The organism is Salinicoccus kekensis, assembly GCF_900220995.1.
In the GTDB taxonomy this organism is placed as follows: Bacteria; Bacillota; Bacilli; order Staphylococcales; family Salinicoccaceae; genus Lacicoccus; species Lacicoccus kekensis.
On record NZ_OBQF01000003.1, the window covers coordinates 59686 to 85316 of the forward strand.

The window sequence follows — 25631 nt, forward strand, 5'->3', positions numbered from 1 at the left end:
AATAACATACTCATCAAGTATGATTTAAATCCATACTAACATGATATGAATAAGAATCAAGGTTTTTATTGAAAAGTCGGAAAAATTGCCGCATGGAGATAATAAAAAAGCCATCATATCCCGATGATCAGGAAATGATGGCTGTTGGTCATGTTCTTGTATATTCCGGGCTCCCTTCCACTGTAGATGTTTCGGTTTTTTCGGCCGGCACTCTGCCGAATATGAAGCTGCCGCCGACATAGATTGCAACGTTGATCATCAGACCCCATATGCCGCTGAATATGCCAAGCGGGGTGAGCCCGAGGAAGGTGAAAGCTGCCGCAACCAGTGCACCGACCAGCATGCCAGTGAAGACGGACTTCGCATGGCTGCGTTCCCAATACAGTCCAAGGATGATTGCAGGTGCGACCTGGATCAATATTTCGAGTTTAAGGACGAAGATCTGATACAGGGTGCCGGGCGGGTTCCATGCGACGAGCAGCAGGAACGCAACGACGATGACACCGATGATTTTACCGATGTGTATCTTCTTCGTATCGGATGCTTCCGGATTGATGTATCTGCCGTAAATGTCCTTTGATATGATGGATGAGAATGTCAGCAGCACCGAATCCGCCGTGGATACGATTGCTGCAATGATGCCCCCGAACAGAAGCACCATCGCGATATAGAAGATGATGTTCTGGTTGGCGATTGTACTGGCCATGATGCCGACAAGCTGTTCCGACTGTTCGACTGAAAGATCCGGATAGGCGGTGTAGGCCATGATGCCGATGAAGAAGACGACACCTGCAGTCAAAAAGGGCATCCATGCCATCTGTGTGAACGAGCGTTTCAAGGCACGCTCGTTCTTAGCGGAGAATATCCGCTGTATGGCATTCGGGTAGACCGCCGCCCCGATTCCGACAAGGATCAGGAAGTTGCTCCACCTGACAAGGCCGCCGCCTTCCGGCACTCCAAGATTTTCAGGGGAGTAGGTGCGCATATACTCGCCGGCAGCGGGCACTCCACCGAAGTAGACGATGGTCCCGATCAGCAGCATGAAGACCCCCACAAGAAGGGCGACCCCCTGCATCGTATCCGTATAGGCGACTGAACGCATACCGCCGAGCCAGCCGTAGGCGATCATGATCAGTATGAAGAATATCACCCCGGCCTGATAAGGCACAGTGCCGCCTGTAAGTCCTGAGACACCCTGCCCGATTGCAACGAACTGTTCGAGAAGGAAGTTCGCCAGTGCATACAGCATGATGATTGCAGCAAGGATTGAAACCGCCTTTGATTTGAATTTCATCTCCAGCCAGTCTACCGGCGTGATTATATTATGTTTTTTACCGAGTTTGTACATTCTCGGTGCAAAGCTCAAATAGACAAGGATGATCATGATGAAAAACGGTATGGTCACAAGGTTCGCATAGCCGACACGGTACGCCTCCGCTGAATAACCGACCACCGTATTCCCGCTGTACTGGGTGGCAAAGAAGGTGAAGAACAGCACCATCGTCCCCAGGCCGCGTCCGCCCAGATAATATTCGTCCATGCTGCTGTGGACGTTTTTATTCCTCAAATATGTAATGACGCCGATGCCGAGCATGATCAGTCCGTAGAACAGCATGATCAGGATGCCGGACATTCCTGAAAAAGCCAAATCCATTTCCATGATTACTTCTCCTCCCCGTTTTCTTCCTCATCCAGAGTATCCCAGTGATAATGGATGACGTATGTGATGTAAAGCGATAAGACGATGCTCATGATGATGATGACGATTGCCCAGAGCGGTACGCCATAGATGAGCACAGGCTCTCCCCCGGACGGGAAGTACCATGGGTTCAGCATGATGAAGATGACCAGAAAGCCGAGCCAGATTTTCTTATTTTTGATGGGTTCCTTCATTCCTTCTCCTCCTGATTTCAAATTTCCCGACTGCCTTGAAGCCCGGCAGTGAGCATAATTACCGAATACATTAACATTTCCAAACAGAAATTTCTATACTTTCTGAATTTTAAATTAATGAATGCGTTTTCAAATGCATGAGAAGCCTTCATCCATTCAGGTTACTTCCCGAATTTCGGGGGAATGTATAAGGTAAACGCAATGAAAGGAAAGATGTTCATGAAAACTGCTGCGGATATCATCATTGAACTCATTGAAAAATTTGATGTGCATGATGCCGGATCGAGGAGAGCACATGGCAAGGGTGAGCACCATAAAGCACGCGTGGAACTGAATGAGGCTGGGAAAGACATCTTCGGGGAGGTGGAAAATGCGGTCGTGAGGTTGTCGAACGCCGCGACCAACGACAAAGTGCCGGACTGGCTGGTCAATATAAAGGGGTGTTCGGTGAGGTTCAACCATCCCCTCCGGCCGATCGACATCATCGGCATCAACTTCCCCTACTTTCCGTTCGATTCGGCTGCAGAGACTCTGGATGTGCTCTACAGGATCCATTTTTATCTGGAGGATAAAAGCGCAGGCCGTTTCATGGATATATTCAGGGCCGGGGGACTATACAGGGATCTCGGCAAGATCCTCAAATGGATGCCAAAAAGCACGGATATGGATCACCTGTATTACACCGCGCACAGTTACGGCGGGGAACACTATAAGATGAAGCTGGATTATCACCCGGGAAATGACCGGATTGAGATATATGCAGAAAAAGATGAGCATCTGATCGATTACCATCCGGGGCCGGCGGTCCACCTCGGTTCGATACTCATCAATCCCCATTCGACCGGGAAGGAAGTGAAGTATTTCGATGTCCTGAACGCACCTCCAGGGATGCCTCCGAATGGGAACCTGCCGCTGCTCCGCCACTACGTCTATAAACGCTCCTTCCTGCGCCGGATGGAGGAGAAACTGCTGGACGGGAAGGACCTCAGGATGCTCGAGGAAGTATGGGCGGAAGAGAAATATTTCGTCCTTTCGAAAAGCCAGCGGATTTATGATGAAATCCGTGAGCTGGTCAAAAAAGGCACAGACATGTCCGCCACACGTTTCAGGGAGCTGCTTGATGAAGCCTATGCCTTAAAATATGAAGAGAAACACCTGCGTAACTACCTGCAGCACGTGTGGGGGCATTTCAAGGACGAAGCGGATGAAAGCGAGAAGGCGCATTACACAAGACTTTCGGAACATCCGGACCCCGAAGCGGTCAACACCTTCATCCATGACCTTGCTATAAAGTACAAAGAACCTTATATACTCCGCACGACCATGGTGAAGACAAGAGGACGGTCATAGGACATGCCGGAAGCTGTCTGATAAAATATGAAAGAAGTCCGGTCATCATGACCGGACTTCTTTTTGCATCAGGAAAGCCCATGACCTGTGTTCAACGCAGGCGCTCCATATATATACCGCGGAGAATTTTAAGCTGTGCATCCCCATCGGGATTGGTCTCCAGTTCGAGGACGCTTTTCATCAAGGCAAGCTTCCTGGCAAATAAGCCGTAGTTGTTGATCATCGTCATGATTTCATGGGTGACGGATTTTCCTCCCGGCAGGGAACCGTCGGCCTGCCCTTCTGTCACCAGTACACTGACGATATCGGAGATTTCATTCCGTATTTTGAAGTATTCAGCGGCTGTCACCTCATAATCTGAAATTTCCCCGATGTTCGCATCGAATATATCGATGAACTTCGCCTGATTAAGGGAAACTTCATCCCCGAACTTGTTCATATGATCGAAAACCATTCCGATCTTTTCAATCCCGGGCAAAGTGCGCCGATGTAAATCACGGAAGAAATCAAGTTCACCGGTGAGTATTTCAACGGCCACAGCCACGATGATCAGATGTTTCTTTGGAAAGTACCGGAAAAGTGTGGCGATCCCGATGCCGGCATCATCGGCGATATCCTGCATCTGGACACTGTCCCAGCTGTTCCGGGTGAAGAGTTCAAGCGCCGCTTCAATGATGGCACGGTTCTTTTTTTCCCTGTTATTCTGCTGCTTTGTCATAATGCCACCTCCGATTCATAAATATATTATAATGCATGGGTCAAATGATGGCGCATCTTTCTTTCGGACGGTATAATAAAGATGATAGTTAGACTATCATTTTTACGGGGAGGTTTATTCATGACAAGATTATCAGAAAAAGTGGCCATCGTTACAGGTGGAGCAAGAGGTATGGGGGAAGCGCATGTCCGCCGTTTTGTAGAGGAAGGCGCGAAAGTCGTGTTCACGGACATCAATGAGGAAGCGGGACAAAAGCTTGCTGAAGAACTCGGGGAGAATGCTGTTTTCATCAAGCATGATGTCACTGAGCAGTCCGGCTGGGAGCAGGTCGTTGAAACTGCAGAATCCACATTCGGCCCTGTCAATGTGCTGGTCAACAATGCCGGCATCAGCATGAGCAAAACGATTTTTGACATGACGGAAGAAGAATACAGAAAGATCATCGATATCAACCAGGTCTCCGTATTCCTCGGCATCAAGGCTGTACTGCCTTCAATGCAGAAAGCCGAAGGCGGATCGATCGTGAACATCTCATCGATGAACGGAATCGTCGGCGGTGCGCCGGGCTATACAGATTCCAAATTTGCAGTCAGGGGCCTGACAAAAGCGGCGGCACTCCAGCTGGGTGCCCTTGGCATCAGGGTCAACTCTGTCCACCCGGGCGTGATTGAAACACCGATGGTGTCTGAAGGCGATGCGGTCGAGCAGATCAGGCAGTTCGCGAAGCAGATTCCGATGCAGCGCATGGCCCAGGCTGAAGAAGTCACGAACATGGTCGTCTTCCTCGCCTCGGATGAAGCAAGTTATTCCACAGGGTCTGAATTCATCATCGACGGCGGCATGACGGCGATGTAAATATAAAGTGAAGGTCACGGCATTTTGATGCTGTGGCCTTTATTTTATAGCCGGGCATGTTTAAAGTTTCATATAATGAAACTAGAGGGATGCATTTTGAAGATATCGGTGGTGCATCCTATACTATAACAGCGAGGTGGAAGCCATGACGAAAAATCATTCGGCCACATTAAAAAAAGGATTGCGTGTCCTGGAACATATAAAGAAAAAACCGGGCACGACCATGCGGGATGTTCAGGTGGCATTCAACCTGAGCAAATCGACTGCGTTCCGTCTGCTGACGACTCTGGAGGACATGGGTTACATCTATAAAATCCAGACGCAGTACTACCTCGATCCGAATAACTTCATGGAAAAGTCCGAGAAGCAGTCAATCAGGGAATGGACATCATTGAATTCCATATATCAGATCGCAAAAAGCCTTCAGATGAGCACTTACCTCGGCAAAGTGGAAGGCACGGATCTCGTCATGTCACAAGTCCTGCACGCCTCTTTTACAGAGAAGGCCGAAGATGAAATCGGCAACAGGACCGGGCTCCATCAGACGGCGCTAGGCAAGGTCATACTTGCCCACTACGAAGAGGTTAAGAGAGTGGCTCTGATGAAGAAGATGCAGCTTGAACCGAAGACTGAAAACACATTCCAGGATTCCCAGCTGTTTTCCTATCATTTAAAAGTGATCCGGGAGGATGGATATGCATTCGATGATGAGGAGCTTGCCATAGGTGTCCGGTGCATTGCGGTGCCGGTCTACCGTAACGGGGAAGTGATTGCCGCGCTCGCCGTGGCCGCCCCGCCGGAAGACATCACGAAAAGCAACATGAGGGAAATCGTTTCAAAATTACATCAGGGCAGCAAAGCGGTCACCGGGGAAATCGAAGCTTTGGATAAATAAAATAATGAGCAATCATGAAAGAGGAATTATATAAAATGAGTAGAGAATACAAGAATTTATTTCAGGATTTTACATTCAAAAGCGGTGTGCATGTGAGGAACCGTTTAATGATGCCGCCGATGACGACATTTTCAGCGGATGAGAATGATTTCGTATCGGATGAAGAACTCGCCTATTATAAGGAGCGGGCGAACGGCGTCGGCACCATCATCACCGCATGCGCTTATGTGTCGGACAACGGCAAGGGCTTCGAAGGCCAGATGAGCATTGCGGGCGATGAGACGATCGGCCGTCTGAGGGAGCTTTCCGACGTGATACATGAAGGCGGCGCAAAAGGTATCGTCCAGCTGTACCACGGCGGACGCCTTGCGGTACCGCATCTCACTCCGGGCGGGGAGACCGTCAGCGCGAGCGCCGTCGTCCCTCTGTCAGACCGCGGTTTCTACAGCATCGATCAGACGCCGCGTGCACTTGAAACCGAAGAGGTGTACGGCATCATAGAGGATTTCGCCGAGGCCACACGGAGATCGATCGAAGCGGGCTTTGACGGTGTGGAACTGCACGGTGCGACAGGTTACCTGCTGCAGCAGTTCGTCTCGCCCCACTCCAATTTACGGACGGATGAATTCCAGGACAGACATCTGTTTGCACTGAAATTGATTGAAACGGTCAAAAAGGTTGTTGCGGAACATGCAGTGAAACCATTCATGGTGGGTTACCGCTTTTCCCCTGAAGAGCCAGAGACACCGGGCATCACGATGAAGGAGACATTTGAATTTCTGGATGCCCTGATTGAAACCGGATCTTTGGATTACCTGCATATGGCGGCGACTGATGCATGGTCCCCGGCAAGGCGTGGTGTGGACAGCGAAAAGTCACGTACGGAATTGATCGCTGAACATGTGGACGGACGCCTGCCTGTGATCGGCGTGGGGAGCATCCTCACTGCTCGCGATGCATCGGCTGTGCTGGAAAAAGGCGGCATGGATTTTGCAGCGGTGGGACGTGCACTGGTGGTCGATCCGAAATGGGTTGATAAGATCCGTGACGGCAAAGAAGAAACGATTATAGATCACTTGACGGAAAACGACCGTACGAAAGCGGTCATCCCGGCACCGTTATGGAAACATATCATGGAAGTGGAAGGCTGGTTCCCTGTCAAGCGGACGGCGGACAGCATAAAATAAAAAACATTAAACGGAAGCCCCCGTGTTCAGAATCACTTTGAACACGGGGGCTTTTATTTTATGGGACATCAATCAAAGCTGAGTGGGCGCGATACTTTGTTGATCTGGCCGCCATCGACCATGATTGTCTGGCCGCTGATGTATGACGACTCATCCGAAGCGAGGAAGAGGCATGTTTTTGCGATATCCTCGACCGTGCCGAAGCGGCCCATCGGATTGAATGCGAGCGATTCCTCCAGCGCCTTCTCCGGATCTTCCAGGTTGTCGAATGTCTTTTGAAGCATCGGCGTCTCGACCGTGCTCGGCCCCACGGCATTCACCCGGATCTGATCTTTACCGTAATCGAGGGCCATCTGGCGCGTCAGGGCAGTCAGGCCGCCTTTCGCCGTCGCATACGCTGCAAGTCTCGTGATCGTCGTTTCTGCGTGCCAGGAGACGATGTTGATGATCGATCCCCCGCCCCGCTTCTGCATTTCGGGGATTGCGTATTTGCTGCCGAGGAAGGCACCCGTCAGATTCACGTTCATCAGACTGTTCCACTCCTCCAGTGACGTTTCGAGCACTGATTTACGGTAATTGACTGCAGCATTATTGACGAGGATGTCCACCCCGCCGAACTTCCCGGCAGTGAATCTTATCAGATCCTTAACGTCATCCTCATCGCCGACATCCGCCCTGTGAAAGACGACCTGCAGATTTTCATTTTTGAACTCCGTCTCCGCCAGCTCGCCGGTTTCGCTGTTGATGTCTGCAATGACCACTTTCGCACCTTCTTCAGCAAACACTTTGACGATTCCCCTGCCGATCCCCTGGCTGCCGCCGGTGACGATCGCAACTTTGTCTTTCAATCTCATCATTTCATCTCCTAAAATTATTCTCCTGTCAATTATACTTGAAGGAAACCGGAATAAACCACATCTTTCCTCGCGGATGGTTGTGGTTTATTTTCAAAGTGGTTTTTCATGCAGAAGATCCGGGCTCCGGTCACGCCAGTTTTTACTCTCCGTCCATCTTTTAAGGCGGGGCAGCGCCATATGATACAGGCTGATTGAAATGAAGATGCCCGCCATGCCGAAGGTGAATCCCCCGATGGTGTCTGACGGATAGTGGACGCCGAGGTACACCCTTGATGCCAATACGAAAAAGACGATTGCGAGAGCCGCTGCGCCGATGAGGATTTTCTTCCACGGTGCTTTCACTGCAAGGATCAGTATGACCCCAAGAAAGCCGTAGAAGATCACCGCAGCAATCGAATGGCCGCTCGGATAGCTCAGTGAAGTTTCCATCGTGATGACCAGCAGGTCGGGGCGTTCACGGCCGATCAGTGCTTTCATAGTATCCATGAAGAAGGATGCGCATATATAGACGGTGAGTCCGAACCACAGTCCCGCGATATACATCCTTTTGATCATCAGTATCAACACGACGGCCACAGTCAATATGAGCATGGCGGGAAAACCCGCAATGTCCGTCGCAACTGATACAAAACCGGCGCCCCCTTCAGTCATCCGTCCCTGGATCAAAGCCGTGAGGGTATAATCGAAATGCTGCACCCATCCATGGTCTGTAAGGACACCGATGGTGATGATGACATACAGCAGTAAGAAAATGATTCCTGTAATGATGAAATTTCTGATCATCGCCCTGCTCCTTTTACCAAATTACATATAAGATATTATACATATTTACTGCCGGAAATTGTAAGGATTTCAGAAAGCGAATGGGTGATGGACGGGGCAAGCACCTGGATTATATTGAATATGATGAAAGAGTTGGCAAAATCGGTGGTGAACATGACGGGATCATAGGTGATAATCAACAGCAGCGGGTATACGGTGACCAGAGTTGCTATGTAATGGACAAAGACGCGTTTTATAAGGCTCCAACGGCAAATGTGATAGATTGCACTTCCGCATCCCAGAAAAAAAGCGATGAACCCATAATAGAGGAAGATCCTCACACTATCAGCCGGGCCGATGAAAAGACTCCATATCGAAAACAGGACAAAAATCGATAAAAGTGCCGCTCCCCTGAAGAATCCGCGAACAAAGAGATTAATATGAACTACCACCTTTTTGAATAATTAAAGAATTTAGAATCTTTATTACATTATACCTTTAAAAGTCAAGAAAAAGCACCCTATTTTTAGCAAATTTTTTCAAATAAATACTTATTCTCACAGATGGTGACCCTTATGATTGATGATGCGGGGAATTTTGGGCGCTGTGATACGCAACCTTCTGCGGGTTTCGGAGCCAACGTTGCGGATTAAGGCGGTGATTTCGCAACCTTCTGCGGGTTTCGGAGCCAACGTTGCGGATCGAGGCCGTGGTTTCGCAACCTCTTGTCGGTTTTAGGGCCAACGTTGCGGATTGAGGCCGTGGTTTCGCAACTCTATGCGGGTTTCGGGGTCAACGTTGCGGATGGAGGCCGTGGTTTCGCAACCTTCTGCGGGCTTCGGGCTCAACGTTGCGGATCGAGGCCGTGGTTTCGCAACTCTCTCCGCTTCAAGGGCCAACGTTGCGAAGCAGCCTTGCTGTCCGCAGCCTCCGATGTCCATCTGCCCAGCCCTGCAGCCCCCACCGCCCCACTGGTCTTTATTCCACTTTAAAATGATTGATGCCCCGCCGGGGGTGGTATACATAAGATGAATACATCAACTCAAGAGGTGAAATATATGGAACAGGAAAAAGCGATAGAACGCATCACTGAAATATTGAATGACTCAAAAATCGGCATATTATCGACCGCAAAGGACAATGTTCCGAATGCGCGTTACATGTGGTTCTATAATGACGGCATCACATTGTACGCCAAGACGAATGATGAATCACCGAAATTCGAGGAGATAGAGGAAAATCCGCAAGGCTTCGTACTGCTCGGTTTCCATGATGAAAAGAATCATGCGTTCGTGGAGTATTACGGCGAGATCGAGGTCATCAGGGATCAGGAGACGATCGACTGGCTGTGGGAGGACGAGGACAAAGATTTCTTCGACAATCAGGAGAACCCTCATCTGGTGGCCCTGAAGATCAACCCGAGCGCCATCAAGATCATGAACGATGATGAGTTCCAGGATGTACAGCTTTCTCTTTAAAAGAAGTTTTTGAAGGCGGGGTTCGCCCCCGCTTTCTTTTTATCGTACATAATCTGCCGGGATTTAAATTAACCGGCAGAATTTCGGGTAAAGGGGACTATAAACATCTTTTAGAGATAAGGAGAGATTTAGATGCTTGCTTTTGTCTGGGCTGAAGATGAAAATAAACTGATCGGTAAAGGTGATGAACTGCCATGGCGGCTTCCGGCGGATGTGGCCTTCTTCAAGAAGGTGACGATGCAGGGGGATATCGTGACGGGCAGGAAGACGTATGAGACGATCCCGAGACGGCCTTTGCCGGGACGTGAGAACATCGTCCTCACGACTCAGAAGGATTATGAGGCGCCGGGTGCGGTTGTTGTGCATTCGAAAGAAGAGATACTGGAGCTGGAAAAGAAGAATGATAAGGGACTGTATATCATCGGCGGCGAGTCTTTATTCAGAATGTTTGAAGACGAAGTGGATGAGCTTTACAGGACCGTGATCCATGATACTTTCGAAGGTGACACGTATTTCCCGAAGGATTTTGATTACGAGCCTTTTGAAGTGGTCAAATCCGAAGAGGGCCCGGTCGACGAGAAGAACCGTTATCCACATACGTATGAGCTGTGGAAAAGGAAGTAAACGAAAATCCGCACACCGTTTTTGGTGTGCGGATTTTTTGGATGGTGCCGTGATATATCACTGCCGGCTTTTCGTGATCATATCCTCAAGGGAAATCTCGAGCATCTCGAGGACATGTTTGACGGCTTTGTAATCTTCCAGATCCACGTCGTCGGCAACGCAGTCGGCAATCGCTTCCGATACCGCACGACGCTCCTTCTCCGCCTTGTCCGTAAGGTGGACGGCCAGCTGCCTTCTGTCGGATTCGAGCCTCTCCCGCCTCACCCAGCCGGTGTCTTCAAGGCGTCTGAGCAGGGGCGTGAGTGTATTGCTGCCCAAACTCAACTTTTCTCCGATGGAATGGAGTGTTTCAGTCTCTTCGCTCTCCCATAGAATGGACAGTACCAGATACTGGGTGAATGTGAGGTTATATTTGGACAGCGCACTTTCATAAAATTTGGCAAACAGGCGACTGAGATTATATGCTGAGAAGCAAAGCTGATCTGCAATTTTAATACTTTCAGCTGGTATCATCACTAAATCCTCCTAATTAAGTCTTGCACGATTGACTTTGGGGTAAAGGTCTCTATAATTAAAATCAATAAAGATCTGTTGGTAATATAAGGTATATCTTATATACATCTATTTTAATTCATTATCCAGCAGAGTACTAGTTTATGATACCGGCATGCCCGATAAATTTTGCAGTGGAGGAGTTCCCTTATGAATAAAGAAATCCATCAGCGCAGTCAAAGGAAAAATGAACATGTGAAACATGCAATGCATCAGAAATCCTCCGATACCGTATCGGATTTCGACATGATCACTCTTTTACATCACTCCCTCCCCGATCTGAACGTGGATGAGGTCGATCTTTCCACCACGATGGCAGGCTTCGATATTCCGATCCCCCTGTATATCAATGCGATGACGGGAGGCAGTGAGTGGACGAAGTCGATCAATGCAAAGCTTGCTGCCGTCGCTGCAGCTGCAGGTATTCCAATGGCAGTGGGCTCCATGCATGCGGCAATCAAACACGCAGAACTCGCCGGGTCGTACCGGGTGGTCAGGGAAGCGAATCCCGACGGGCTCATATTTGCGAACGTCGGTGCGGATGTTTCTTTGGAAGGCGCGCAGCAGGCGGTTGAAATGATCCGGGCCGATGCGTTGCAGATCCACGTCAACGCCCCACAGGAATTGATCATGCCGGAGGGGGACCGGGATTTCAAAAGCTGGCGGCAGAATATAGAACGCATCCTTAAACACGTGGATGTACCGGTCATCGTCAAAGAAGTCGGCTTCGGCATGAGCCGGGCAAGTCTTCAGACGCTGAAGGATCTTGGTGTACGGCATGTCGATATCAGCGGCAAAGGCGGCACGAACTTCGCAAGGATTGAAAATGCCCGGAGGAAAAGCCGGGACATGGCTTACCTCGGTGACTGGGGAATTTCCACAGTGCGCACCCTGCTTGAATCCCAGAGCTTACAGTCGGACATGTCAGTGATGGCGAGCGGCGGCATCATCACACCTCTGGACGCAATGAAGTGCCTCGCGCTCGGTGCCCGGTCCGTGGGCATGTCACGGATACTCTTGAAATCTGTGGAAGAGGAAGGCATCGAAGAAACAATTGATCATGTAAAGGATTTCCATGATCAGATGAAAAGAATTGCTGTGATGATCAATGCACGGACGGTCGGGGACGTGAGGGAAAGCCCGCTTGTCCTCGGTCCGGAACTGTTATCATGGATGACGCAGCGGCAGCTTGTTTTGAATGAGAGGGAGATTTGATGAAAAAGACAGTCACAGTGATCGGTGCGGGTGTTGCGGGCCTGGCAAGCGCCATACGTCTGCAGAATAAAGGGTATGATGTCACAATTATAGAAAAAGATGAATTGCCCGGCGGCAAGATGAACAGGATTGATATGGACGGTTACCAGTTCGATCTCGGTCCGACGATCGTCATGATGCCGGAACTTTACAGGGAAGTCTTTGAAGAAGCGGGAAGGGATCCGGATGACTACATACCGATGGAGCGCCTCGATCCGATGTACAGCAGTTATTTTGATGAAGGCAAAGTGCATTATGAAGTTTCCAATGACCTCGTCAAAAACATCGAGATGTTCGAGTCGATCAGCAGTGAGGATGCGGAAGGCTTCCTGAAGTATATCAGTGATTTATACCACCGCTTCAACATCGCCAAGGACCATTTCCTGCAGCGTCCTTTCCGGGATTCGAAGGATTTCTACAATCCTTCCGTCATCAGGCAGGGCTTGAAGCTCAAGACATTGAATAATGCTGAAAATCTGCTTAAAAAATATATTAAAGATAAGCGGATGCGTCAGATGATCAGCTTCCAGACACTCTATATCGGCATCTCCCCGGCTAAAGGACCGTCCCTGTACACCATCATCCCGATGATCGAGTTCCTGTACGGAATCTGGTTCATCAAAGGCGGGATGCACACCATGGCTTCAGCCATGGAGCGGCTGTTCCTCGAGCTCGGCGGCAAAATCGAATACGGGTCCGAGGTCGAGCAGATCGTCATAGAGGATGGCAAAGCCACAGGTGTCCTCCTCAAGGACGGTTTGAGGCATTCAGACCTTGTGATGTGCAATGCGGACTTCCCTTATGCGATGAAAAATCTGATCAAGGAACCGGACTACAAAGGCAAGTACACGAATAAAAAGATTGATGCAATGGATTACTCGTGTTCATGTTTTGTATTGTACCTCGGCATGGATAAGAAATATCCGGAACTCGACAATATCCACAATTTCGTCTTCTCTGAAGATCTGGATACGAACATCGAACAGATCTTCAATGGCGAAGTCATAGAGGACCCATCCATGTACATGTACATGGCTTCCAAAAAGGATCCTTCCATGGCACCTGAAGGAAAAGACGGCATCTACGTGCTCATGCCCATTTCGGATTTGAAGACGATGAAGTATGAGTGGACCGATGAGATCGCAGCGATGTACCGGAAGAAGATGATCGATAAGTTGAAGCATCTGCCGGGCCTCGCCAATATTGAAGAAGAGATCGTCACCGAGACGATGACGACACCGCTTGATTTCGAGAAACGGTTCAATGCTTATAACGGGGCGACTTTCGGGCTCAGACCGACGTTGACCCAAAGTGTGCATCTGAGACCGCAGAGCAAGGCGACACACTGCGATAACCTCTACTTTACAGGCAGCAGCACCCACCCGGGTGCCGGGGTACCCATCGTATTACTGTCCTCGAAGATCGCAGTCGGCGAATTGTTGAAAGACGAAGCTGAATATAGGAGCTGAAAATATGAATAATCCAGAACCCACACTGATCAATGATTACAAGTTTTGTCAGTCTGTCATAAAAAAGTACTCCAAGAGCTTTTATTATGCTTTTTCAACATTGCCTGAAGATGATGCGAGGGCAGTCTATGCGGTCTATGCCTTCTGCAGGATGGCGGATGATGCAATCGATGAAGCCGACAGTGAAGAAGAAGCGATCGCCAATCTTGAGGCGCTGAGGGGGGAGCTCAACGGATTCTGCATCGGCGATGTACCGGATGCCCCGATGTGGCGGGCGCTGGATGATGTCAGGGTCCGGTATGACCTGGATCTTGAGATGCTGTATGTCCAGATCGAGGGCCAGGCATCGGATGTCCATTTCGAACAGCCTGAGGATCTGGATGAGCTGTTTGAATACAGCCGGAAAGTGGCCGGCTCCGTCGGAAGGCTGCTCCTGCCCATCCTTTCCGATGATACTTCACAGGAGAGGCAGCTGAATGCTGAAAATCTCGGAGTGGCGATGCAGCTCACCAATATTCTGAGGGACGTCGGTGAAGACATCGATATACACGGGAGGGTCTACATTCCGAAGTCGGTGCTTGATCAATATGGATATTCACATGAAGCGCTGAAAAATGGGGAAATGAATGCTGCTTTCATCAGTGTCTGGGAGCATCTTGCCGATGAGGCCGAGGTGCTTTATGACAGTTTCCGTGATGAAATCGTCCATTATAAAAAAGAGGCACGCGTTCCCCTCCTGCTTTCACTGTCCGTCTACCGTGAAATTCTGGCAGAAGTGAGGAACAATGGTCATGATTGCTTCAAAAGGCGCAACTTCGTGTCCATGAAGCGCAAAATGGAAATAAAAAACCAAGTGAACGAGAACTTGAAAAGTCTTGAACGTTGATGGGAGGAAGATTATGTCCCCGGTAAAGAAAGTAATTGTCATCGGAGGCGGCCTGGGCGGCCTGTCATCGGCGGTCACGCTCAAGCAGCATGGTTTTGATGTCACGCTGTATGAAAAGAACGGTCATCTCGGCGGCAAGCTGAACCGGCATGAGCAGGACGGGTTCGGCTTCGACCTCGGCCCTTCCCTCCTCACCATGCCGTACATATTCGAGCGGCTGTTCGAAAGAAGCGGCAGGGAGATGGCGGATTATGTGGAGATTGAGGAACTTCGGCACCAGTGGAAATCGTTTTTCACGGACGGCGAAATCATCAATCTATACGGCAATCTTGAAAAGATGAAGCAGGAAAATCCGTCCCTCACCAAAAGAGATATGAAGGAATATGAAAACTTCCTGAAGTATGCCCGCGGGATCGACCGAGTGACCGTCCCGGGTTATTTCGAAAAAGGCCTGGACGACATAAAATCCGTCATCAAATTCCACGGGCCCGTTTCCGCGCTCAGGGGCTTCGATTATTTTTCCACGATGCAGCAGGGCATCGACAGACGGATCAAAAATCCACATATGAGGGATATGCTCGGCTACTTCATCAAGTATGTCGGATCGAGTGCCTACAATGCCCCTGCCGTGCTCAACATGATGGCACATATGCAGCATGAACAGGGTGTGTGGTACGTAAAAGGCGGCCTGCACCACCTTGCTCACGGAATCGCACGGCTGGCTGAAGAAATCGGCGTCGAGATTTGTACGAACCGGGCGGTCAATACGGCCATCACAAAGAACGGTGAAATAGAGAAAATCATATTCGAAGACGGCTCGGAAGCGGCGGCGGATTATTATGTATCCAACATGGAAGTCCTCCCGTTCTACAGGCATGTGCTTGATGTCCAGCCCAAAAATATGAAGCAGCTTGAAAACAGATTCGAGCCGGCGAGTTCAGGGCTCGTCCTCCATCTCGGGGTGGACAGGGAATATCCACAGCTCAGTCATCATAACTTCTTCTTCTCCACTGACTCAAAGAGGAATTATAAGGAAGTGTTCGATGACAAAGTGCTGCCGCAAGACCCGACGATCTACCTTGTGAACAGCAATAAGACGGACCCTTCCCAGGCAAGGCGGGGGCATGAAAACTTGAAGGTTCTACCTCATATCCCGCCAATCCAGGATAAAGAATATACGAAGGAAGACTACCTCAAATTCCGCGAACGGGTGCTGATCAAGCTTGAAAACATGGGCCTCACTGATTTGAGGCAGTCGATCGTAACTGAATATATGCTCACGCCCCACGACATCCAAAACCTTTATAATTCCGATCACGGTGCAATATACGGCACTCTATCCGACAGAAGGAAGAATAAAGGATTCAAGCATCCCAAAAAGTCGGTGCATATCGATAACCTCTACTTCGCAGGCGGCACGGTGAACCCGGGAGGCGGCATGCCGATGGTGACATTGAGCGGCCAGCAGGTCGGCGCGATGATTGCAGAAAGAGAAAATTGATGATTAAAAAACCCGAAGGACCGTCTGTGGTCCCTCGGGTCTTTATTTCCATCAGCTGTCCCATTTGGAATTGATGATGCATGAGCAGAAGTTCGGATTGGAATAATCCGGCTGGAAATGTTTGATGACATCCTCTTTCATATTGCCGAATGTCGTCTCCGGCTTATGTTTGATGCCGTTGTAGAATGCTTCGATGATATCATTTTTGAAATTGTTCCTCGGGAACTTCTGTACGACGGCTTTCCTGATCTCCTCGGAGAACTGTTCGAAGTTGTCCCCCATCACGTCCATGCCGACGCCGTGGAATAGGAGTGCGACTTCGCTTTCCTTATGCTCCGCAACACCAGGTGTCGTGTGGAGGGCGATGGCATCCCATACAAGCTGCATCTGGCTCGGCGTGATGTTGTGGGTCTCGAGGAACTGCCTTGCAGCATTGGCGCCGTCCACCTCGAACCGTAAATCATCACTGCTGTATTGCTTCGTCAGACCGAGGTCATGGAAAAGTGCACTGATGTATAATAGTTCATGATCATACTTCACCTGGTCCTGGTCACCTTTGACTGCGCCGAAAAGATAGACTCTGTTCGAATGGTTCCAAATCAGTTCGTTGCCGTGCTCGTGCACGAGATCCTGTGCTTCCGTGACAATCTTACTATCCGGGACTATGATTTTGTCCAATTCTGTTATCATCTTTGTATCAGCTCCTTATATATTACATACTATAAACGTTATGGACAGTCTTCAAACTATAGTGCTATAGTCTGTCTGGAATGGAGAGAATAAAATGTCATATAAACGGTTGTATTACTTTTTCATATTGGGCCGGGAACAGAATTACTCGGAAGCGGCAAAAAGAATCGGCATCAAGCAGCCGACTTTGAGCCAGCAGATCAATCTGCTGGAAGAAGAGCTCCATATCAGGCTGTTTTACAGGAGCCCGAGGAAAGTGAAGCTGACTGCAGCCGGCGAATCGCTGTTCCGTAAAATATCGTTCATGAAAGAAGAGCTGGACGGTACAATCAATGAAATCAGGCGGGACTACTCGGTTGTGAAAATGCTGCGCATCGGTGTGATGCAGGGGGAGCTCACGGACCTCATATCCAATGTGCTCATCCGTTTCAAGACAGAACACCCCGATGTCCAGTGTGCCCTCTATACTTTGGACCTTTCATCTTCGATGCTTGAAAAAGGAGAGCTCGATCTTTATTTCGATTATGACGCGACGGACAAGAAGAATAATATGACTTTCTTATATGAAGATGGCTTCAATATCATCTCCTCAAAGTCTGCCGGGGAGATACGGCTGGAAGAACTTTCAGGATACCCGTGGGTGCTGATGAACGAAAATTATTCATGCAGGCACATATTCAATGACCTGGCTGCCCATTACGGGTTGCACATCAGTCCGGCAATCGAACTCAGTGACCTGTCCGTCGTCTATAATATGGTAAACAATGGTATGGGCATCTCCCTTGTATCGGATACCTCCCTGTCTTTTTATGATTCAGAAAATCTGGAGGTGAAGAAAGTGGAGGAGCCGCAGTTGAAGCGGAATGTCGTCATGCACCATAACGGAGTGATGAAACCGGACGGCCTCCTAGATGCGTTTCACCGGATGACTCTCCGGGAACTGAAGAAACTCAATATAGCGAAATGAAATATTACACAGTTTTCCATATTAAGTCGTGGAAGACTGTTTTTTTATGGCTGATCAAGGGTAAACGTGAACTGTATGTAAAATAAGTTCAAATTATTTAGGAGGACTTGAAATGACTGAAGGAACAATCCTTGTGACAGGTGCGGGAACAGGTTTCGGCAAAGGCATCGCATTCAGCCTTGCGGAAAAAGGAAAATCGGTGATCGCAAGTGTGGAAGCAATGTCGCAGGTCTCTGCCCTGGAAAAAGAAGCCAAAGACCGCGGACTTGAAATGAAAATCGAGAAGCTGGACGTGACCAGTGAAAAGGACCGGCAGAAAGCATGGACGTGGGACGTCGATGTACTCGTCAACAACGCAGCAGTCAAAGAAGGCGGCTCTCTTGTCGACATACCGGAAGACAACCTCCGTCATCAATTCGAGGTGAATACATTCGGCCCGATACTTTTGACGAAAGGATTCGCACGGAAGATGATCGAGAAGAAACAAGGCAGGATCGTCTTTGTGTCGTCGATTTCAGGGCTCGTCTCCACACCGTTATCCGGACCTTACAACGGATCTAAACATGCGCTTGAAGCATTTGCCGAGGCGCTCAGCCAGGAACTCCAGGAGTTCAATATCGAAGTTGCGACAATCAATCCGGGGCCTTATTTGACCGGATTCAACGACCGGGAATTTGAAACATGGAAAAACTGGCAGGAAGTCGATGAAACGGTGTTCGATTACGAAAACCTGGCGTTCCCGATGGAACAGTATGACCCGGAAGAAGTGATTGAACCGTCGGTGAAAGTGATACTCGGCGAAACGAAAAATTACCGAAACGTCATCCCGGAAAGCATGATTTCCATGATCAAGGATATGAGATCGGAGCTATGGGATAAGAAGACGGATGAAGCGCTCGGCGAAAGGCATGAAACAGTGCAGAAATCATATGATATAGAGCCCGGAACGAAAGCGGAATAATATATAAAGTTAGCGGGGCACCCGCCCCGCTTCCAATTTTCACAATAGGAGTGAGCACATGACAACGCATAGAAAATGGGTCCTGGCATACTTTGTCTTCTTCGTCCTTATGGTTGTTGCCAACTATACCGCAGGGCAGATGGGCTCGGATGTCGGCGGGACGGCCAATCAGAATGAGACCATCATCCAGCCTGCAGGCTTTGCCTTTTCGATTTGGGGGTTGATCTACACCCTGATTTTCATATGGATCATATATTTGTTCTTTTCCAAAAAGGATAGATCATATATTACAGAACGGTTGAAATTCTGGCCGATCGCCAACTTTATATTGAATGGCTTATGGATTTTCGTCTTCACACAGGAATGGCTTTTTGCTTCCGTCATCGTGATTGCGGGAATGTTGTATACTCTTGCTGAAATATATTCATCGATCAGCGAAACCAATCATAACTGGTTCGACAGATTTCCGTTTGCGATATACTTTGCCTGGGTGACGCTGGCGACCATAGTCAACATCTTCACATGGGTCACAAACCTCGATATCGACACCATTTTAGGGATGGGCGAACTGACATGGACCATCCTGCTGGTGATTATAGCAGGCATCATCGGCATTACGATCGCGATATTCTTCAAGGACTGGGTCTATCCGCTTGTGCTGATATGGCCTCTGATCGGTATATACGCAGAAAGCGGCGACGTATCGATCGGACTTAACATCACATTGCTGATCGTGGGCATCGCACTTGCGATTATAGCGATTATGATCATCGTTCAGAAAGCGAGAGCATTGAAGGTTTAAAGTTCTGGTGCATATGGTTATGAATGTACCTTATCAGTTGGGGAGCTCTATGTTACGATTCATCTGATATCGTATAAGTTCTTATTTTGGAGCGACTTATACGATTATGTAGGCGAATATCGCATAACTTCCGATTTTGAGGAGACTTATACGATTCCGAGGCCGCCGCAGATTCCGAATTTCACCAGCATCAAATAAAAAAACATCGAATCAACCATCATATGGATTGATTCGATGTTTTATTTTGCCTGAAGTCGGGCTTACCGTAAGTTTTTGACTTTCATCACGCCGTTCGCCACTGCAAGGTCGAAATAACCGGCACCGACACATTTGTAGAGGGTGATTTCCTCATCCGACTGCCTGAGGAATTCCGCATCGAAAATATCTGCGAGGCTGCCGTCGATATCATCCCACGAGATGATGCCTGCTTCCACTGCCTTGATGATTTCGCCCGCTTCTTCCTTGGCACCATCCATATCATCAAGATAAATCTGGCCGGCTTGTTTGATGGTTTCCATATCCATCTCGATCATTTCGGGTGTGAATGAACCGACCCCGTTGATATGGGTGCCGTCTTTCAAGGCATCACCGTCAAAAACAGGTGTTTTCGACTGGGTGGCACAGTTCAGGATGTCACTTTCTTCAACCAACCGGTTGACGTCATCCGCAATTTCCATCGGAATCTCGATTCCGAAATCCTGCAAATCCTGTTTGAACGTTTCGGCTTTGCTCCGTGTCCTGTTGAATAAAATCATCTTCTTGATGTCGCGGACTTCAAGTACGCCGAGAACCTGTTCGAAGGCCATCCTGCCGGTGCCGATCACACCGAGCACGCGGGCATCTTTCCTCGCGAGTTTATCTGTCGCAATGGCGGTCATCGCCCCGGTGCGTAATCTCGTCAAATAAGAAGCTTCGAGGGAAGCGATATGTTTGCCGTCATTCAGATTCGTTACAAGGATATTGCCCTGGGTCGTCGGCAAATCGGCGTTTTCCGGAAAAATCGACACCGTCTTGATGATTGAGACTTTCTGCTCTGTGCTGATGCACGGCATATACAGCATGGAGGAATGATCGCTTGCGGGCAGGACGATCCTGTTTGCCTCCACCAGCCTGCCATTCCTGTAATCATCCAGGATCATCTTCACGTCTTCAATCGCATGATGAATCCTGTAAGCTTCCTGAATCTCTCCATCCGTTAAGAAATGCATGGTCCATTCTCCTTTTCAAAAAACATTTTCCATATTCCCTTTATTGTACCACGGAGGAGGATGCTGTGAATTTACAGCTTGGCTGAATGTTTTTTCTCATACAGTATATCCCTTGTGACTGAGAACTCGGAGATATCATGTTCGGTTTTGCCTTCAGTGATGAGCTGGGTGAAGATCTCACCAATCACCGGCACGTATTTGAAACCGTGGCCGGAGAAACCGCCGGCTATAAAGATATTTTCATGTTCAGGGTGCCGGTCGATGATGAAGTCTTCATCCGGTGTATTGGAGAAGATGCATGTCACGCCCCTGTTGAGCTTGCCGTTCGCCTCTTTCATATATTCATCTAGGAAATCCCTTAAGTGCCCTTCATCTTTCTCAAAGGCACCGAAGGTTTTGTCCATATTTTCGGGTTCATCGTCATCCTCGGGGTCACCGTTGAAACGCCCGATTTTGACTCCGGTCCCGTCGATGCTTGGAAAACCATAGTATGCACCTTTTCTGGACCTTCCAATGAAGCCCGGGAAATTATCGGAACTGTAAAGTGACTCATCCGCTTCGAACCAGGCGATTGTGCGCCTTGAAGGCTGCAGTTTCAAATCCAGCCCGAGGTCTTTTAAGAACGTGCCGGTCCATCCGCCGGCAGAGAGGATGAGTTGATCTCCCGTGAAAGTGTCATGTTCCGTCTGTACAGTCACTTTATCATCTTCCGGATGAATGCTTTTTACAGGGGTGTCAATCAACAGTTCGGCACCATTTTGAAGTGCGAGCCTTCGATATGTCCGGATGGCATTCCCACCCATGATGACGCCGCCCTTTTCCTCATAATAACCGATGTCCAGGTCTTCACCCTGCATATCCGGCCAGCGTTCCAGGATCTCCTCCTGTGTGAGGGTCTCGATTTCCAGGCCGTATTCCCGTGCACCTTCTATTGTGTTTCCAAGGAACTCCGACCCCTTGTAACCGAAGTTGAGGATGCCGGTTTCCCTGAAGATTTCATCTTCTGAATGATTCTGGAGTTCATTCCACATCTCCTGGGAACGCAGGGCAAGCGGTATATAGTGAAGCCCCTCGCCCACCGCGTGCCGGATCAGGCGGGTGTCCCCGCCGTGACTGCCATTGTCATGCGGTGGATCATATGCATCTATCATCAATACTTTCAAACCCTTTTCAGATAAATAATAACCTGAAGACATTCCCATTGCACCTGCGCCTACGATAACCACGTCATAATGTTTGTTGGTGATAAGATCACTCCTAATGATTAATCAGCGGCAGAAAGAATTTTTATGCCGCTTTTTCCACTCTCTACCACGAATATAAAGCAATTAATCACAAAAGCAAGAAATCGTTTTCAATAAAGAGTAATATAATACTGAATTTTTTGTAAACAGTGCAATTCATGAGATAATGAAGGTAAGCACGGGACGCACAGAGAATTCCATTATGGAGAGGAGGTGGACTTCCGATGGGCAAGAAGACTAAATTGATCACGGCAGCAGGTGTAACGGCAGGTGCCCTTTATGTGAGTGCCAATACCGAGAAAGTGAAGAAAGGCATCGATAAGGGTATGGAGATGGCAGTCAGCCAGGTTGGTAAATGGACGGATGACCCATACATCAAAAATCTCGGCAGACCGGAAGATTTGAGGGATTCGAATATGGTGGACGAAGGCGCGATGACGAGTGTCCTGTACTATTACGAATTGAGGGAAGCTTCGCGTAAAAAAGCACAGAACGGATGAAGAGCGGGGACAGAGTCCCTGCTCTTTTTTTAATCTTTCAATTTGAATGTCGTGTACCTGACATTGTTTGTATGGATGATTTCCAGTCCGGAGGCATCGGCAATATATTCAAGCGTTTTCGTGGTGTAAAATGAAACATGCGTCGGGTCACGCATATAATGCCACTGCTTGAAATGTTCAGGGTCGTTTTGATGGAACAGGGTCATGACAGCAAGTATGCCGTCCGCTTTCAAGAGCCTGGCAAATAGCCTGAAGTGATGGACGGGGTCTGCCATATGCTCCACCACTTCGGTCGCTGTGATGAGATCATACTTCTTATCCTCATAAATCTTCTCCGGAGCGTAGAATTTATCATGTATATCCATATGGTACCGGTGGCGTTCCAAAAGTCCGGCAAGCACGGGGGAGGGGCCGCTGCCGAAATCGAGCCCGTTTTTCCCTGCAGGGTCATATGGGAAGACGGCATCATTTAAAAACTTGTAGAAAAAGTCGACATAATGCGGGTCGTCTATTGAGTTGCGGTGGAGGTCATATACCTCCTTTTCGTCATCCAGGGAGAGCTTTCCACTTTCGTTCCGCGAAATATACTCGCATTCCGGACAGTGGAGGAAGGTTTCTTTCGGGCCGTACAGCATGGCCGTGTCCGACCCGCAAATCCTGCATAAATGATTCATGTCAATGTCCCCCATTCTGTTATTGATGCTGCACAATTCCTCTGTAAATGAATCTGCCGCGGCAGCTGCGGCATCTGTAGCGCTTCTCGTAACCCTTCATATTTTTACTGAAGCTGTATCTGCATTTCCTGCATTCATATAAAAAAGACTCACCCCTGTATTTGTAGCTCCGGGTCCTGGAAATGCCGAGCCGTCCCAATGTGCGGATGAATGTTGAGTCTGAGTCCCTGTAGGGCTGCCCGGTCTTATACAGGGCATAATGTACGCACTCATGATACAGGACATCAAGTACGGCGGGCTTTTCATTATTTGTGATGAAGCTCTCGGAAATGACGATTTCGCTGCCGGTGACTTCATCTCCGCGATATTTGACGATGAAGACGCCGAGCTTCGATTTCATGCGTTTTGATATGCGGATGGGTATTTCAAGCTCCAGGTTGAAATTGCTGTGTAGAAATTTCTCTGCACAGCATTTCAGTTCAATTTCATTCAAGGCAATCACTCTCGATCATATATAATTTCAAATATCCCATTCAATGGAAATAAAATCCCGGGTGAGATAAATATCATTCATCACCCGGGAAATATCATTTATTTTAAGCTGGGCAGCACTCTGTCACCAATCTTGGAAAACAGGAAAGTGCCGAGGAAAGTCGTGATCAGTGTAGAAATGGTTATGGTGACGAAGCTGAACCAGAATGGCACACCGGCGACCGTAAGCAGCATCAGTCCGACGAATATGCCGCAAAGCACACTGTACTGTACCGCATTGACCCAGATATTTTTAATGAAGTAGCTGATGGTATACGAGATTGCCGCGATACCTACACCTGTTGCGACGTCGATCAAGCCGAGCGGTGAAAAGAAGTTAGCTATGGCGAGACCGAGGATCATGCCGGGTATGAACCGGCGGTTGAAGAACGGTATGACGGCAAGCATCTCGCTGATCCTGAGCTGTATCGCCATCGTACCAATTGGATTGATCACGGTCAGTGCAACATAAACAGCGGCAAGCACCGCATTGTAAACGAGTATTTTATTTTTGATGATCATCATTCTCCTTAGTTTTTTATACAGGGAGTTTGCGAACCTGTGGATGGAACTTTTACAAACTGCCATGCCATTATAGCAGATTCATCATCCGGGGGGGCGGTTCTCCGGTGACAGAAAAATGATAAATTCTACTTTTTATACTCGATGTTGCGGTCCTTCCATTCAACGGTCTTTTTGATCCTCGTCTGATAGAGCGAGAGAGTATATACGAAGAAGAAAAAGTACTGATATAACGGATAAAATGCACTCCCGGCCCTGCCGACATTGATCACCGGCCGGCATAACTGATGGAATTGGATGCAACCGAGCAGATACAGTAATAATGCCGGGGCGAGCATGTATGTATCGAATATGATGGCATACAAAAGGAAGACGGGGAATACGAGTCCCGATGACAGCCATATCATGATGGATGCCATTACAGCGCCGCCCGTATTCTCCGACCCGATGGAGATATGCTTCTTCCAGCCGTCCACCATCGAGCGGCATCCCCCGCTGTACATCCTGACGTGCACCGTATTTTTTCCGAGCAGGTGGTGTATGGGGATGTCCTGTGCCCTGTACGCTTCATAGATGGCGGTGCCTTCGATGATGGAGCCTTTTGCCGTCATATGGCCGCCGGTTTTATGATAGTCGTCTTTATCCGTCAGCATCACCGGTCCGAAGACCGTGCCGGCTTCATATCTGTCTTTGAAGGCCGAGAATATATTGATGCCTGCGACGGTCATCAAATTGAAGACGGCAGAGAAAGTCTCGTGCTTTTTTCCGGTTTCATGGAACGGCTGGACGGACACCAGCCCCTTTTCAGGGTGGCTCTCGTATTGACGGCATAAATCGGCGAGTGAATATTCATCTGTAAAGAAAGTGTCGGCATCCATGAATAGGAGCAGGTGGCTGGCTGCATGCCGGCTGCCCGTGAAGCACGCAAAATATTTCCCCGGCAGTTCCGTTTCGGGCACTTCAATCACTTTCGCGCCGAGGTTTCTTGCGATTTCAGCTGTCCGGTCCGTTGAGCCGTCGTCCGCGACGATGACTTCAGTGCGGACATTCTTCTGTTTTTTGATGCTCTCCAGCAGCACTGGCAGATTGTCGGCTTCATTCCTCGCGGGGATGATGATGCTGACGGCGCAGTTCCCCGCTTTGGAAGACCTCTTGATCAACCGATTCCTCTCTTTGAAGAAAAGGGTGCCGCAGATGAAGGTGATGATGATCCAAATGATGAAGATGATGGGTATGATCATTTTGGCCCCT

The 25631-nt window shown here is 48.8% G+C and carries 28 protein-coding genes and 1 riboswitch; of the genes, 14 read left to right on the forward strand and 14 right to left on the reverse strand.

Features of this window, described 5'->3' with window-relative positions; translation table 11 throughout:
• Positions 1–148: 148 nt before the first annotated feature.
• Both CRN96_RS06815 and CRN96_RS06820 read right to left on the reverse strand, forming a co-directional pair.
• Complete coding sequence (locus CRN96_RS06815; protein ID WP_245844576.1) at positions 149–1660, reverse strand: sodium:solute symporter family protein; 1512 nt, start codon at positions 1658–1660, stop codon at positions 149–151.
• A 2-nt stretch (positions 1661–1662) separates the two neighbouring features.
• Positions 1663–1893, reverse strand: a complete 231-nt coding sequence (locus CRN96_RS06820; RefSeq protein ID WP_097040485.1) for a hypothetical protein — start codon at positions 1891–1893, stop codon at positions 1663–1665.
• Between the two features lie 183 nt (positions 1894–2076).
• Here CRN96_RS06820 and CRN96_RS06825 point away from each other — a divergent pair, with 183 nt between their 5' ends.
• Complete coding sequence (locus tag CRN96_RS06825) at positions 2077–3243, forward strand: DUF1722 domain-containing protein (RefSeq protein WP_097040487.1); 1167 nt, start codon at positions 2077–2079, stop codon at positions 3241–3243.
• Positions 3244–3334: 91 nt separating this feature from the next.
• Here CRN96_RS06825 and CRN96_RS06830 read toward each other — a convergent pair whose 3' ends face one another.
• Positions 3335–3961, reverse strand: a complete 627-nt coding sequence (locus CRN96_RS06830; protein ID WP_097040489.1) for a TetR/AcrR family transcriptional regulator — start codon at positions 3959–3961, stop codon at positions 3335–3337.
• 120 nt (positions 3962–4081) lie between these two features.
• Here CRN96_RS06830 and CRN96_RS06835 point away from each other — a divergent pair, with 120 nt between their 5' ends.
• From CRN96_RS06835 to CRN96_RS06845, 3 genes are all read left to right on the forward strand, one after another.
• The gene (locus CRN96_RS06835; protein ID WP_097040491.1) at positions 4082–4816 is read left to right on the forward strand and encodes a glucose 1-dehydrogenase; all 735 of its coding nucleotides are present in this window, start codon (positions 4082–4084) and stop codon (positions 4814–4816) included.
• 145 nt (positions 4817–4961) lie between these two features.
• Positions 4962–5711: an IclR family transcriptional regulator gene (locus tag CRN96_RS06840; protein ID WP_097040493.1), complete on the forward strand. Its 750-nt coding sequence runs from the start codon at positions 4962–4964 to the stop codon at positions 5709–5711.
• Between the two features lie 35 nt (positions 5712–5746).
• Positions 5747–6898, forward strand: a complete 1152-nt coding sequence (locus tag CRN96_RS06845) for an NADH-dependent flavin oxidoreductase (protein WP_097040495.1) — start codon at positions 5747–5749, stop codon at positions 6896–6898.
• 68 nt (positions 6899–6966) lie between these two features.
• Here CRN96_RS06845 and CRN96_RS06850 read toward each other — a convergent pair whose 3' ends face one another.
• From CRN96_RS06850 to CRN96_RS13495, 3 genes are all read right to left on the reverse strand, one after another.
• The gene (locus tag CRN96_RS06850) at positions 6967–7752 is read right to left on the reverse strand and encodes an SDR family NAD(P)-dependent oxidoreductase (RefSeq protein WP_097040497.1); all 786 of its coding nucleotides are present in this window, start codon (positions 7750–7752) and stop codon (positions 6967–6969) included.
• A gap of 93 nt (positions 7753–7845) precedes the next feature.
• Positions 7846–8538 carry a phosphatase PAP2 family protein gene (locus CRN96_RS06855; protein ID WP_097040500.1) on the reverse strand — a complete coding sequence of 231 codons (693 nt, stop codon included), beginning with the start codon at positions 8536–8538 and terminating at the stop codon, positions 7846–7848.
• A gap of 35 nt (positions 8539–8573) precedes the next feature.
• Positions 8574–8969, reverse strand: a complete 396-nt coding sequence (locus CRN96_RS13495) for a DUF3021 family protein (RefSeq protein ID WP_097040501.1) — start codon at positions 8967–8969, stop codon at positions 8574–8576.
• A 606-nt stretch (positions 8970–9575) separates the two neighbouring features.
• Between CRN96_RS13495 and CRN96_RS06865 the strand changes: the two genes are divergently transcribed.
• Both CRN96_RS06865 and CRN96_RS06870 read left to right on the forward strand, forming a co-directional pair.
• Positions 9576–9995, forward strand: a complete 420-nt coding sequence (locus CRN96_RS06865) for a pyridoxamine 5'-phosphate oxidase family protein (RefSeq protein ID WP_097040503.1) — start codon at positions 9576–9578, stop codon at positions 9993–9995.
• Positions 9996–10127: 132 nt separating this feature from the next.
• Positions 10128–10619, forward strand: a complete 492-nt coding sequence (locus CRN96_RS06870; protein ID WP_097040506.1) for a dihydrofolate reductase — start codon at positions 10128–10130, stop codon at positions 10617–10619.
• A gap of 57 nt (positions 10620–10676) precedes the next feature.
• On the opposite strand, the gene CRN96_RS06875 is transcribed toward CRN96_RS06870, so the two are convergent.
• The gene (locus tag CRN96_RS06875; protein ID WP_097041027.1) at positions 10677–11129 is read right to left on the reverse strand and encodes a MarR family winged helix-turn-helix transcriptional regulator; all 453 of its coding nucleotides are present in this window, start codon (positions 11127–11129) and stop codon (positions 10677–10679) included.
• Positions 11130–11321: 192 nt separating this feature from the next.
• Here CRN96_RS06875 and fni point away from each other — a divergent pair, with 192 nt between their 5' ends.
• The 4 genes from fni to CRN96_RS06895 are packed head-to-tail and all read left to right on the forward strand — an operon-like array spanning position 11322 to position 16281.
• On the forward strand, positions 11322–12386 hold the full coding sequence (gene fni, locus CRN96_RS06880; protein WP_097040508.1) for a type 2 isopentenyl-diphosphate Delta-isomerase: 1065 nt from the start codon (positions 11322–11324) through the stop codon (positions 12384–12386).
• Positions 12386–13894 (forward strand): phytoene desaturase family protein, encoded by a 1509-nt coding sequence (locus tag CRN96_RS06885; RefSeq protein WP_097040509.1) that lies wholly within the window; start codon positions 12386–12388, stop codon positions 13892–13894. Before fni ends, CRN96_RS06885 begins: the two co-directional genes overlap by 1 nt.
• Positions 13895–13898: 4 nt before the next feature.
• A complete protein-coding gene (locus tag CRN96_RS06890; RefSeq protein WP_097040512.1) occupies positions 13899–14780 on the forward strand; it encodes a phytoene/squalene synthase family protein in 882 nt (293 codons plus the stop codon).
• A gap of 13 nt (positions 14781–14793) precedes the next feature.
• Positions 14794–16281 carry a phytoene desaturase family protein gene (locus tag CRN96_RS06895; RefSeq protein ID WP_097040514.1) on the forward strand — a complete coding sequence of 496 codons (1488 nt, stop codon included), beginning with the start codon at positions 14794–14796 and terminating at the stop codon, positions 16279–16281.
• 51 nt (positions 16282–16332) lie between these two features.
• Here CRN96_RS06895 and CRN96_RS06900 read toward each other — a convergent pair whose 3' ends face one another.
• Positions 16333–16971, reverse strand: coding sequence for an HD domain-containing protein (locus tag CRN96_RS06900; protein WP_097040516.1), 639 nt, complete (start codon positions 16969–16971; stop codon positions 16333–16335).
• Between the two features lie 94 nt (positions 16972–17065).
• Here CRN96_RS06900 and CRN96_RS06905 point away from each other — a divergent pair, with 94 nt between their 5' ends.
• The 3 genes from CRN96_RS06905 (at position 17066) to CRN96_RS06915 (ending at position 19701) form a co-directional block, all read left to right on the forward strand.
• Positions 17066–17938, forward strand: a complete 873-nt coding sequence (locus CRN96_RS06905) for a LysR family transcriptional regulator (protein ID WP_097040518.1) — start codon at positions 17066–17068, stop codon at positions 17936–17938.
• 112 nt (positions 17939–18050) lie between these two features.
• The gene (locus tag CRN96_RS06910) at positions 18051–18899 is read left to right on the forward strand and encodes an SDR family oxidoreductase (RefSeq protein WP_097040520.1); all 849 of its coding nucleotides are present in this window, start codon (positions 18051–18053) and stop codon (positions 18897–18899) included.
• A 58-nt stretch (positions 18900–18957) separates the two neighbouring features.
• Positions 18958–19701, forward strand: a complete 744-nt coding sequence (locus CRN96_RS06915; RefSeq protein WP_097040522.1) for a TspO/MBR family protein — start codon at positions 18958–18960, stop codon at positions 19699–19701.
• Between the two features lie 260 nt (positions 19702–19961).
• Here the strand turns inward: CRN96_RS06915 and CRN96_RS06920 are convergent, their stop codons facing one another.
• Both CRN96_RS06920 and solA read right to left on the reverse strand, forming a co-directional pair.
• On the reverse strand, positions 19962–20909 hold the full coding sequence (locus tag CRN96_RS06920; RefSeq protein ID WP_097040524.1) for an ornithine cyclodeaminase family protein: 948 nt from the start codon (positions 20907–20909) through the stop codon (positions 19962–19964).
• A gap of 71 nt (positions 20910–20980) precedes the next feature.
• Positions 20981–22174: an N-methyl-L-tryptophan oxidase gene (gene solA / locus CRN96_RS06925; protein WP_342745141.1), complete on the reverse strand. Its 1194-nt coding sequence runs from the start codon at positions 22172–22174 to the stop codon at positions 20981–20983.
• A gap of 203 nt (positions 22175–22377) precedes the next feature.
• Between solA and CRN96_RS06930 the strand changes: the two genes are divergently transcribed.
• Positions 22378–22653 (forward strand): hypothetical protein, encoded by a 276-nt coding sequence (locus CRN96_RS06930; protein WP_097040528.1) that lies wholly within the window; start codon positions 22378–22380, stop codon positions 22651–22653.
• Positions 22654–22682: 29 nt separating this feature from the next.
• On the opposite strand, the gene CRN96_RS06935 is transcribed toward CRN96_RS06930, so the two are convergent.
• The 4 genes from CRN96_RS06935 to CRN96_RS06950 form a co-directional block, all read right to left on the reverse strand.
• The gene (locus tag CRN96_RS06935) at positions 22683–23327 is read right to left on the reverse strand and encodes a class I SAM-dependent methyltransferase (protein WP_179647142.1); all 645 of its coding nucleotides are present in this window, start codon (positions 23325–23327) and stop codon (positions 22683–22685) included.
• Positions 23328–23346: 19 nt separating this feature from the next.
• Positions 23347–23820, reverse strand: a complete 474-nt coding sequence (locus CRN96_RS06940; RefSeq protein ID WP_097040532.1) for a SprT-like domain-containing protein — start codon at positions 23818–23820, stop codon at positions 23347–23349.
• 98 nt (positions 23821–23918) lie between these two features.
• On the reverse strand, positions 23919–24383 hold the full coding sequence (locus CRN96_RS06945) for a QueT transporter family protein (protein ID WP_245844578.1): 465 nt from the start codon (positions 24381–24383) through the stop codon (positions 23919–23921).
• Positions 24383–24426: riboswitch (PreQ1 riboswitch) on the reverse strand. (Overlaps the previous gene by 1 nt.)
• Positions 24427–24508: 82 nt before the next feature.
• Positions 24509–25621: a glycosyltransferase family 2 protein gene (locus CRN96_RS06950; protein WP_097040534.1), complete on the reverse strand. Its 1113-nt coding sequence runs from the start codon at positions 25619–25621 to the stop codon at positions 24509–24511.
• Between the last annotated feature and the right edge of the window lie 10 nt (positions 25622–25631).

Bases quoted from the DNA above. Each gene is read 5' to 3' on its own strand.
- CRN96_RS06915 (WP_097040522.1), top strand. From the start codon at position 18,958: ATGACAACGCATAGAAAATGGGTCCTGGCATACTTTGTCTTCTTCGTC.
- CRN96_RS06950 (WP_097040534.1), bottom strand. From the start codon at position 25,621: ATGATCATACCCATCATCTTCATCATTTGGATCATCATCACCTTCATC.
- CRN96_RS06815 (WP_245844576.1), bottom strand. From the start codon at position 1,660: ATGGAAATGGATTTGGCTTTTTCAGGAATGTCCGGCATCCTGATCATG.
- CRN96_RS06920 (WP_097040524.1), bottom strand. From the start codon at position 20,909: ATGCATTTCTTAACGGATGGAGAGATTCAGGAAGCTTACAGGATTCAT.
- CRN96_RS06895 (WP_097040514.1), top strand. From the start codon at position 14,794: ATGTCCCCGGTAAAGAAAGTAATTGTCATCGGAGGCGGCCTGGGCGGC.
- CRN96_RS06835 (WP_097040491.1), top strand. From the start codon at position 4,082: ATGACAAGATTATCAGAAAAAGTGGCCATCGTTACAGGTGGAGCAAGA.
- CRN96_RS06905 (WP_097040518.1), top strand. From the start codon at position 17,066: ATGTCATATAAACGGTTGTATTACTTTTTCATATTGGGCCGGGAACAG.
- CRN96_RS06825 (WP_097040487.1), top strand. From the start codon at position 2,077: ATGTATAAGGTAAACGCAATGAAAGGAAAGATGTTCATGAAAACTGCT.
- CRN96_RS06840 (WP_097040493.1), top strand. From the start codon at position 4,962: ATGACGAAAAATCATTCGGCCACATTAAAAAAAGGATTGCGTGTCCTG.
- CRN96_RS06890 (WP_097040512.1), top strand. From the start codon at position 13,899: ATGAATAATCCAGAACCCACACTGATCAATGATTACAAGTTTTGTCAG.
- CRN96_RS06870 (WP_097040506.1), top strand. From the start codon at position 10,128: ATGCTTGCTTTTGTCTGGGCTGAAGATGAAAATAAACTGATCGGTAAA.
- CRN96_RS06945 (WP_245844578.1), bottom strand. From the start codon at position 24,383: ATGATGATCATCAAAAATAAAATACTCGTTTACAATGCGGTGCTTGCC.
- CRN96_RS06885 (WP_097040509.1), top strand. From the start codon at position 12,386: ATGAAAAAGACAGTCACAGTGATCGGTGCGGGTGTTGCGGGCCTGGCA.
- CRN96_RS06865 (WP_097040503.1), top strand. From the start codon at position 9,576: ATGGAACAGGAAAAAGCGATAGAACGCATCACTGAAATATTGAATGAC.
- fni (WP_097040508.1), top strand. From the start codon at position 11,322: ATGAATAAAGAAATCCATCAGCGCAGTCAAAGGAAAAATGAACATGTG.
- CRN96_RS06935 (WP_179647142.1), bottom strand. From the start codon at position 23,327: ATGAATCATTTATGCAGGATTTGCGGGTCGGACACGGCCATGCTGTAC.
- CRN96_RS06900 (WP_097040516.1), bottom strand. From the start codon at position 16,971: ATGATAACAGAATTGGACAAAATCATAGTCCCGGATAGTAAGATTGTC.
- CRN96_RS06910 (WP_097040520.1), top strand. From the start codon at position 18,051: ATGACTGAAGGAACAATCCTTGTGACAGGTGCGGGAACAGGTTTCGGC.
- CRN96_RS06930 (WP_097040528.1), top strand. From the start codon at position 22,378: ATGGGCAAGAAGACTAAATTGATCACGGCAGCAGGTGTAACGGCAGGT.
- CRN96_RS06850 (WP_097040497.1), bottom strand. From the start codon at position 7,752: ATGAGATTGAAAGACAAAGTTGCGATCGTCACCGGCGGCAGCCAGGGG.
- CRN96_RS06845 (WP_097040495.1), top strand. From the start codon at position 5,747: ATGAGTAGAGAATACAAGAATTTATTTCAGGATTTTACATTCAAAAGC.
- CRN96_RS06820 (WP_097040485.1), bottom strand. From the start codon at position 1,893: ATGAAGGAACCCATCAAAAATAAGAAAATCTGGCTCGGCTTTCTGGTC.
- CRN96_RS06855 (WP_097040500.1), bottom strand. From the start codon at position 8,538: ATGATCAGAAATTTCATCATTACAGGAATCATTTTCTTACTGCTGTAT.
- CRN96_RS06830 (WP_097040489.1), bottom strand. From the start codon at position 3,961: ATGACAAAGCAGCAGAATAACAGGGAAAAAAAGAACCGTGCCATCATT.